The following is a 9,346-nucleotide window of genomic DNA, read 5'->3' as shown; positions in this document are numbered from 1 at the left end:
ATACGGTAGTACTTACTACTGACACGGCTGGCAACTATGTAGCTACTATCTCTAATGGTAGTGGTATCTCCGGCAGCTCCGCCACAGAAGGCGGCACGCCGACAATTGCGCTTGGTAATTTGACGGCGGATTGGGTGCAAGGCGGTGGGTTCGATATTGTGCTTGATCATGCCAGCTCTGAGCTGAGTATTCTAGAAAGTACGGGCGGAACATTCTATGGAAATATTGACATTGGAGATTTATCGGGCAATAGGACGTATACCTTCCCGGATGCTACCGGAGAAGTTTGTCTGACATCTGGCAACTGCGTAGGCGGAGGAGGCGGGGGAGCACCCAACGACGCTCAGTATTTAGCCCTGGCTCTGGACGGGGATTTATCTGCGGAAAGGGTTTTACAGCCAGGTTCGGGTATAGGTCTTAGCGACGGCGGTGCAAACGGCAACGCCACCTTATCTTTAGGTGCTCTGACGGCCAACTGGCAGCAGACCGGCGCCTTCGATATCGTTTTGGATAACGCTTCCTCCGAATTACAGATTTTGGAAAGCAACGGCGGAACTTTCTACGCCACCCTGGATGCCGGCGATTTGAGCGCCAACGTGACCTATCAACTGCCCACGGCCAGTGCCGGCACCTATGATATATGTACCACGGCCGGCAACTGTGTCGGTGCTGGCGGCGGCTCGGCGCCCAATAGCGCTCAGTATTTAACTTTGGCATTAGATGGCAACTTGAGTGCCGAGCGGGTATTTGCGGCCGGTGATGGCCTGAGCTCAACTGATGCCGGCGCCAACGGCAACTTGACGCTGGACGTCGACGTTGATGGCTCGACTATATCATTCAACGGCTCGGACGAACTGTTTATCCCTGATGAAGGTGTGACCAGCCTTCAGGTTGAAGATCTGAGCATCACCGGTACTGACATCGCTAACGACACCATCGCCCTAGGCACTAAGACCACTGGCAACTACGTAGCCACCATATCTAACGGCTCCGGTATCTCCGGCAGCTCCGCCTCAGAAGGCGGCACGCCGACAATTGCGCTTGGCAACCTGACTGCCAGCTGGCAGCAGACCGGCGCCTTTGACATCGTCTTAGATAACGCCAGTAGTGAACTGCAGCTGCGCGGCAGCGGGGGAGCGTTCTACGCTACCTTGGATGCTGGCGCTCTAACCGGGGACGAGACCTTTAACCTGGCGGCCGGTACGGCCGGAGACATCTGTACCACGGCTGGCAACTGTGTCGGTAGCGGCGGGTCCGCTCCCGACGACGCCTCTTATCTAGTACTGGGCTTAAGCGGCAACTTAAGCGCCGAACGGGTCCTGACTCCCGGGACTTCCATTTCCATCACCGACGGCGGTGCCAACGGCAACTACGACATTAATACCATCCAAGACATTAGAACTACCGCCAGCCCGACCTTCGCCAGCCCGACCTTCAGCGGTACCCTGGCCGTCCAGGGCGCTAGTGTCACCATCGGCGGGGCCGGTACTTTGGGACAACTAATACTTAATGACGGCTCGACCAACACGGGGATTATTGCTCTAGCCAACTTCGACGGCAACTACACTCTAACTGTTCCAAATCCGGGCGGGGCCGACAGCTTCTGTTTGCAGACCCTGGCCAACTGTGCCGGCGCGGCCCAGAACCTGTTTGCTACCATTGACGCCCCCAACGGCACGGACCCGGTAGCGGATAGCTCTACCGACACTTTAGCCCTAGCCGACGGCTCCAACATTACGGTGACTGGTGATTCGGGCACAGATACTATTACTATAGCCGTCGTAGCTTCTCCTAGCTTTACCAACCTAACAGTTAGTGGCACCTTAAATGCCAATGGCGACGTTAACCTAGGCAATGCCGCCGGTGATGTAATTACCGTTAACGGTACTCTGGCTGGAGCTACACCACTGGCGTTTGAAGGATTAACTACCGGCGACGGCTTCCAGACCTTCTTTGCTATTGCCGACCCCGGCGCCGACGCCACCTTGACCTTCCCCAACATTACCGGTGAAATTTCCGTCCTGGGCCAAACCATCGAGGACGCCGAAGTTTCCGACACCATTACCGTTGGCGCTTCCGGCTCAGTTGATGACAATGCTCTAAGCTCCAACGTATCTCTACTAGGCCAGACCATTGAAGGTAGTGAGATTACTAATGATACGGTAGTACTTACTACTGACACGGCTGGCAACTATGTAGCTACTATCTCTAATGGTAGTGGTATCTCCGGCAGCTCCGCCACAGAAGGCGGCACGCCGACAATTGCGCTTGGTAATTTGACGGCCAACTGGCAGCAGACAGGCGCCTTTGACATCGTCTTAGATAACGCCTCATCTGAGCTTAGAATCCTAGAGAGCGTAGGCGGCACCTTCTACGCCGGTATTGATGCCGGTGACCTTAGTAACGACACTACCGTATCTATACCAGACGCCGTGGGTGCTACCGACGTCTTCTGCCTAGTAACCCTAGCCAACTGTGCCGGTACGGCGCAAAACCTGTTCTCTACCATTGCTACCCCAGCCGGCACCAGTCCGGTGGCCGACAGCTCCACAGACACTCTGACTCTAGCTAACGGCTCAGGTATTACTATTACTGGAGATAGCGGCACCGATACCGTGACTATTGCCGCTACCTTGGGTACTACCGTAGACGGCTCTGAACTGGTTGACGGCACTATTGAAGAAGTAGACCTGGAGGTTACCAACGGACCCAGCGACAACTTTGTCCTGACCTACGACCAAACTTCAGGCGGCTTTACCTGGGTAGACGGTACTACCTTAGGGCTAGATACCTTTGCCGTAGTAGAAGTAGACGGCGTCGTCCAATCTGCCGGTGCTCCGACCCTGGACTTTGACGGAGCCGACTTCCTAGTCTCTGAAACTCCAACCGACAGCTTTGACATAACTATCCAATCCGAACGCATTGAGGATATTACCGGCGCTATGCTATCTGGCAACACTGAGACCGGTATTACCGCTACTTACCAAGACGGGGACGGGACTATTGATCTAGTAGTAGCCAACCTGGAAGACCTAGCCGGTACTCTGGACATAGCCTCTGGCGGTACCGGAGCTACCACCTTAAACAACCTTATTACCTTAGGTACGCATACTACCGGCAACTACGTAGCGGATGTAACTGCCGGGACAGGCCTTGCGGTCAGCGGCTCGGCCGGAGAGGGATGGACGCCCAGTATTGCCCTCCAATACACGGCTACCGTTGGAGCCGACCCAGGCTTAAACGCGGGTGAAGCCATATTTGGTACGACAGGCTTGATATTTGAGGGCTCATCCGGCGGTGCAGATAACAATGAAACCTTATTGACTGTCACCAACCCTACAACAGATAGAACAATAACTTTGCCCAATGCTTCCGGCACCGTGTTGCTAGATACAAATACTTTGTTCACTATTACAGACGGAGTTACCCCTCAGGATATATTGCAGGGCAATACCATGACTTTTGCCGATGGCACTGATATCAACGTTGTGACCTCGGCTACCGATACTGTAACCATAAACAATACGTCCACCTTGGCCTCGGTAACTGGCAGGGGAGCCACAACTACAACTTTGGTCAATTTGGACGGCGGTATAGCTGTTGATTCCGCCAATTTTACGGTCAACGGTACGACCGGAGCAGTTCTGACCGCCAGTACGATTACCGTCCAAGGCGCGTCGGTATCTATTGGTACCACGTCTCAGGCTGCGTCGTTGATACTAAATGACGGTACGTCCAACACTGGCACTATTTCGTTAGCTAACTTCGACGGCGACTACACGTTGACCGTACCCAACCCTGGCGGGGCGGATACTTTCTGTTTGGAAACTCTGGCTAATTGCGCCAACTCATCCGTTACCCTGCAGGAGGCTTATGATGCCGGCTCCGCCGGCGACCAAGTAATAGCCCTGGACAGTACCAATGACTCGGTTATATTCCGCAATCCCAGTTCTTCCGGTTCAGACAGCGGGTACGTGTTCAGCGTGGACCAGCTAAATACCGGCAACGTGGACGGTGTCAGAATAAACAACGCTGGTACGGGCAATCTCCTAAGCCTATACGATAGCGGCGGTTTAGTTTCTAGCATTGCAGATGGCGGGCACCTGCTGGCTAACAATTCGGCTACCGGAACCACCGGCAATACCGAATCAACTCTTCGTGTAGATGTTACGGACATCACGTTGGACGCAGATGTCTTTAGCGTCAACGATGTCATATTCTTTGACAACGCCGGGCAGGATTACTTTACCCGGATTACGGTTGATAACTCTGATGGAACTTACAGCGTATGGCCTGCCGTGTCTTACGACGCCGATGTGACCGTTACCAGGTACAATATCCAGAATTTCGGTGCCACTGCCAGCGATTATTCCACTCTCAGCAATCGCTTCTTCCAAGGCTCCTTCCTGGGGGGAATAACTGTTGGTGCAGGCACGACCACCCTCAGCAATGGACTGCTGACGAGTACCAGCAACTTAGGCTTGCAAAGCAACGGGTATACGGCTTATCTGCCGCAAATTGACGGAACTTTGACCGTCACGCTAGGCGGGGGCGGAGGAGGTGAACAAGCCTTTGGTTTGACTGGCGGCGAGCAAACCTGGCAAGTCCCAGCCGGTGTTTATCAGATTAACTATGTAGTCTCAGCCGGAAGTGGTAGCGGTGGAAGCGGAGGATTGGGCGCCACAGTTGAGGGCTCGTTGGATGTTAACCCTGGCGAGACACTTTATATATACGTGGGTGGATCCGGCGCTAACGGCGGATATAACGGGGGCGGTGTTGGCGGCGGCGGCGGCGCATCAGACATACGCTACGGCGGTAACACATTAAATGACAGAGTGATTGTAGCTGGCGCCGGCGGCGGCGGCGCGGGTTGTGGTATTAGCGGCGGCGCCGGTGGTACGCCAAACGGCGGCGACGGCGGATTTGGCGGTGGCAGTGGTGCGACCACATCAACGCCGGGTAGTGGTGTTGGCAGCGGGCAGGACGGCGCACTAGGCATCGGTGGTAATAGCGGCAACCTTGTCGATACCGGCGGAGGCAGCGGTCTCTACGGTGGCGGCGGTAACTCGAGCGGCAGCTGTGTCTCAGGCGGAGGAGGCGGCGGCGGTTCGTCATTAGTGCCGATTGGCGCATCAGTTAACGCCGACCATTCAGGTAACGGCGAGATTACCCTTAGCTGGTTAGGCAGCGGAACCAGCGGGGTTATACCTGTCTTTGGTAGCAGTAATTCTCTGCTTGACTCGTTTATTACCCAAGATGTTGACACAGTGTACGTGAACTCCACACTCGAAGTAACCAGTGGCACTGAGGGCGACAGCGTCCTTAGGGTCGTGGCCGACACAGATAATAACGATGAAAATGACAACCCCCGGATTGATTTGACTCAAGACGGCGGGACGGTGACCGCCAACGTTGGACTAGTCGGTGACGCCGGCCAGATATTCACAAACTCTCTAGCCAACGCCGCATACTTCCGTCAGGCCTACTCGGCCGGCGCCCTACAACTGGCCACCAACGGTGCCGCCCGCTTGACGGTACTGAGTACCGGTCTGGTGGGTATCGGCACCAACGCGCCTACCACCGCAATGCTGGACGTGGCCGCCGCCACCCACGCGCTGCGTCTGAGAGCGGGGGGTGGTTCAACCGATGTTGTTGATAACCAAATCCTGATGTCCTACGACGGTACTACCAGCTACACCCATGCCATTAAGACACGCCACAATTCTGGCAGTCCCAACCAGAATGCTATTGACTTCTATGTCTGGAACCAAGGTGTCGATGCCGTGGGCACAGTCGGTACTCAACAGGTCTTTACGGTTGATGGAGCCAATACCGGTTCAATCGGGGTGAACACGGGCACCAACGCCCTCACTGCTAATCTGGTAGTCAATAACTCGACTTCCACGGCGAATATAGTCCTGATTCAAGATAACGGCACGCCAGTCTTTACCATTGCTGACGGGGGAGCCACTACCGCCGCTTCTACTCTGGCTGTCCAGGGTGCTTCCGTGACAGTTGGCGGAGCCAGCCAGCTTGGTTCGCTCATTCTGCACGACGGTAACGGCCAGACCATAACCATCCAAAGCGCCGACCAAACCGGCAACCAAGTCTTAACCATCCCGATTACGGCTGGTGCGGATACCTTTTGTCTGGAAACCTTGGCAAATTGTACTGGCGGAGGCGGCAGCGGAATTGAAGTAACCGGATTGGACTCGGGTGATAACTCAGGCACGTCAGCCACAACGGCCTCCATAGCAGTAGATGCCGGCGATCTAGTACTGGTATCAGTAGCCAATTTCCGGTCTTCTGGTAGCGCCAATACGCCCAGCTTGTCGGGACTCGGCATCACTTGGTCTTCAGAGAACGTGTCCTTTGGTAGCGACTTCGAAGAGAATACGTACTTCTGGGGTATAGCGCCCACCACGACCTCAGGCACATTGAGCATAACCTTCGGCGGCCAGTCACAAACCGAAATCGCCTGGACCGTCGCCAAAGCCACTGGCCATAGCCCGACGACACCGATTGTCCAATCGCAATCGAATTCGGTATTCGAGCAAACCAGCATGGATGTGGCCATGAACAGTCCGGCAAACGAAGCCTCGGTGTTTATAACGGGTTCTTACTTCTTGCCGGACACGGAGGCGGGAGAGGCTGGCTATACGGAGCTATATAGCTTCGATACCGGCGCGGCAGCCCACCACCATGTGCAATACGGAGCCGCCGGCCTTACTTCCAGCCCTGGGGTCACCGGGATTGACGGCGGTACTGATATCTCCGGCGGAATCGTAGGTCTAGAAATCGTCGCCAGCGGCTCAGTCGTGGGTGGCGCCAGCGAATGGACCGATGGCGGTACTTTCTTGTTCCCAGCCGATCTCTCCGGCGCTGAAGACATCGTCATTGGTGCCACCACCACCGGCGCGGCCGATATCTGGCTGCAAGCTACTGGCGCGGCTGTATTCAACGAACAGGGTGCTGATGCTGACTTCAGAGTTGAAGGTACAGGCCAGGCTAACGCCTTGTTCGTCCAGGGCAGTGACGGATTCGTCGGTATCGGTACGGGTACACCTGGCCAAGAACTTGATGTAAATGGTCAGATAAGGTACATCGCCGCTACGGCCGACAACAATACAACACAGTGCAGGAACTCTAGTGGTGATTTGGCAGGTTGTACGTCGCTAGCCAAATTCAAGGACAGCGTGAAGGATTTAAATCTAGGCTTGAGTACCGTACTTCAATTGAACCCGGTAAGGTTTGACTGGAACTCCATGCTCGGCTCGCCCAAAAACGTCTATCAAGATCTAGGCTTCATCGCCGAGGAAGTAGCCCAAGTAAATCCTCTGTTGGCCAGGTATAACCAGGAAACCGGCGAGCTAGAGGGTGTCCGATACAGCCAAATGACAGCTCTGCTGACAGAAGCCGTCCAGGAACAGCAGTCAATAATCGACAGCCATGCTAGTGATATACATACGCTTAAGGCGCAGATTGCCTCTGGCAACGATTTCAACAGCCTTAATGTTTCAGGCAAAACTAAGATAAGCGAACTGGTAGTTAATGGCACCGCTAGAGTCGGTAAGCTGTTGGTAGAAGAATCAGCTACTGTAAATCAGAACTTGACGGTCAAGGGCAAGACCATAGTTCAAGACATACAAATATACGGCAAGATTATTACGAGCGGTGATAAACCGAAAGTTGCTTTGGGCGAGGTGCTTGCTGCCAATGACTCGGTAACGATTAAAGGAAATGATAGTGCCGGAACTTTAACCATAGCCATTGGCCAAGACAGCGAGATTAACAAAGGAGACACCCTGGCAAAAGTAACCTTTAGCCAAGCCTATGACCAAGTACCGAGAATAAGCCTGACCGGGACAAATCTGGAAAGTACAACGCTACCGGTCTTCGTAGAGAAATCCGCTAAAGGGTTCATTCTTAAGGCAGCTATAGCTGCCAAGCCAGGTAGAACCTACAAGTTTGACTACATAATCGTGCAGTAGTTGTGATTGTAACTACGCTTCTTCCAATCTGTTACGCTAGTGCTTGAGCCGCAAGTTGTGTGATAATAAACAAAAGATATGAATGTAATTGCAGTAGCCAATCAAAAGGGCGGGGTAGGCAAGACTACCACTGCCGTTAACTTGGCAGTTTATCTGGCCGAGATGGGCCACAGGGTACTGCTTATTGATTTGGACCCTCAAGCCAACACCACCAGCGGACTGGGTCATAGTTCGTCAGGCCACACTGTCTATGATTTGCTTATGGATAGGGTAAAAGCCGATAAAGCCGTGGTAGAGACCGTCCACGACGGTCTTCTACTTCTGCCGGCCTCTCCAGATTTGGCGGCTTCGGAGGTAGAGTTGGTGCAGGAGCTGGGCCGGGAGTACAAATTGAAGGGCATTATCAGCCAGTTTGACGTGGACTACATAATCATAGATTGTCCGCCAAGTTTGGGCCTACTGACAATAAATGCTCTGACGGCTGCAAATCAGGTCATAATACCCGTCCAGGCCGAGTTTTATGCCTTAGAAGGCGTCTCACACCTAATGGATACAATTAACAGGGTAAAACTGGCGTTAAATCAGGATTTGGAAATATTAGGCGTGCTGCTGACCATGCATGATAAGCGCACAAGCTTAAGCGGGGACGTTCATGCCGAGATTACCAGACACTTTGGGAACAAGGCTTTCGACGTAGTCATACCGCGCAACATAAGGCTGGCTGAAGCTCCCAGCCACGGCCAGCCGATAAAGACATATGACAAGAGGTCAAAAGGGGCAAAATCTTATCAGAAACTAGCAAAAGAAGTGCATAAACGAGCATCAAAACAGGAGGTAAAACATGTCTAAATCAAACAATAGGGGGTTAGGCAGAGGACTGGATTCACTCATACCGGACCAAATTGACCCGAACTTAGACCCTACGCACAAAGATGATAAAGCTGTATCCCGAACACAAGATTTGTTCATCTCTGACATTAAACCAAACCCTGAACAACCGAGGCGGGGCATGCGAACAGAAGAATTAGAGGAACTGGCTAGTTCAATAAAAACCCATGGAATACTCCAGCCGATTGTGGTCGTGTCTCAAGGTTCTAGCTATACTATAATAGCCGGTGAACGCCGCTGGCGGGCAGCTAAAACTGCTGGTCTTAAAACTGTGCCAGCAATTATAAGAACCTTGAGCGACCAAGCAAAACTGGAGATTGCCCTGATTGAAAACATCCAGCGCCAGGAGCTCTCGCCTCTGGAGCTGGCGACGGCTCTGACCAAACTGAACCAACAATTTAACCAATCTTGGGATGCCATAGCCAAACGTCTAGGCAAGGGGGCTAGCACTGTCAGCAATGTGGCCA

At 53.5% G+C, this 9,346-nt stretch carries 3 protein-coding genes; all 3 read left to right on the top strand.

Features of this window, described 5'->3' with window-relative positions; all coding sequences use genetic code 11:
* Positions 1 to 158: 158 nt before the first annotated feature.
* Complete coding sequence (locus tag VGA08_03120) at positions 159 to 7,991, top strand: tail fiber domain-containing protein (GenBank protein ID HEX9679584.1); 7,833 nt, start codon at positions 159 to 161, stop codon at positions 7,989 to 7,991.
* A 78-nt stretch (positions 7,992 to 8,069) separates the two neighbouring features.
* Positions 8,070 to 8,840: a ParA family protein gene (locus tag VGA08_03115; protein ID HEX9679583.1), complete on the top strand. Its 771-nt coding sequence runs from the start codon at positions 8,070 to 8,072 to the stop codon at positions 8,838 to 8,840.
* On the top strand, positions 8,833 to 9,346 hold a 514-nt coding region (locus tag VGA08_03110), incomplete at its 3' end, for a ParB/RepB/Spo0J family partition protein (GenBank protein ID HEX9679582.1). The genes VGA08_03115 and VGA08_03110, both read left to right, overlap by 8 nt.

This window comes from Candidatus Saccharimonadales bacterium, assembly GCA_036397795.1.
Taxonomy (GTDB): domain Bacteria; phylum Patescibacteriota; class Saccharimonadia; order Saccharimonadales; family DASWIF01; genus DASWIF01.
Note: the sequence above shows the minus strand (reverse complement) of the source record. Positions and strands in the feature narration are given on the sequence as shown.

What these genes read in the sequence shown, in the direction of transcription:
- VGA08_03115 (HEX9679583.1), top strand. Translation starts at nt 8,070, where the DNA reads ATGAATGTAATTGCAGTAGCCAATCAAAAGGGCGGGGTAGGCAAGACT.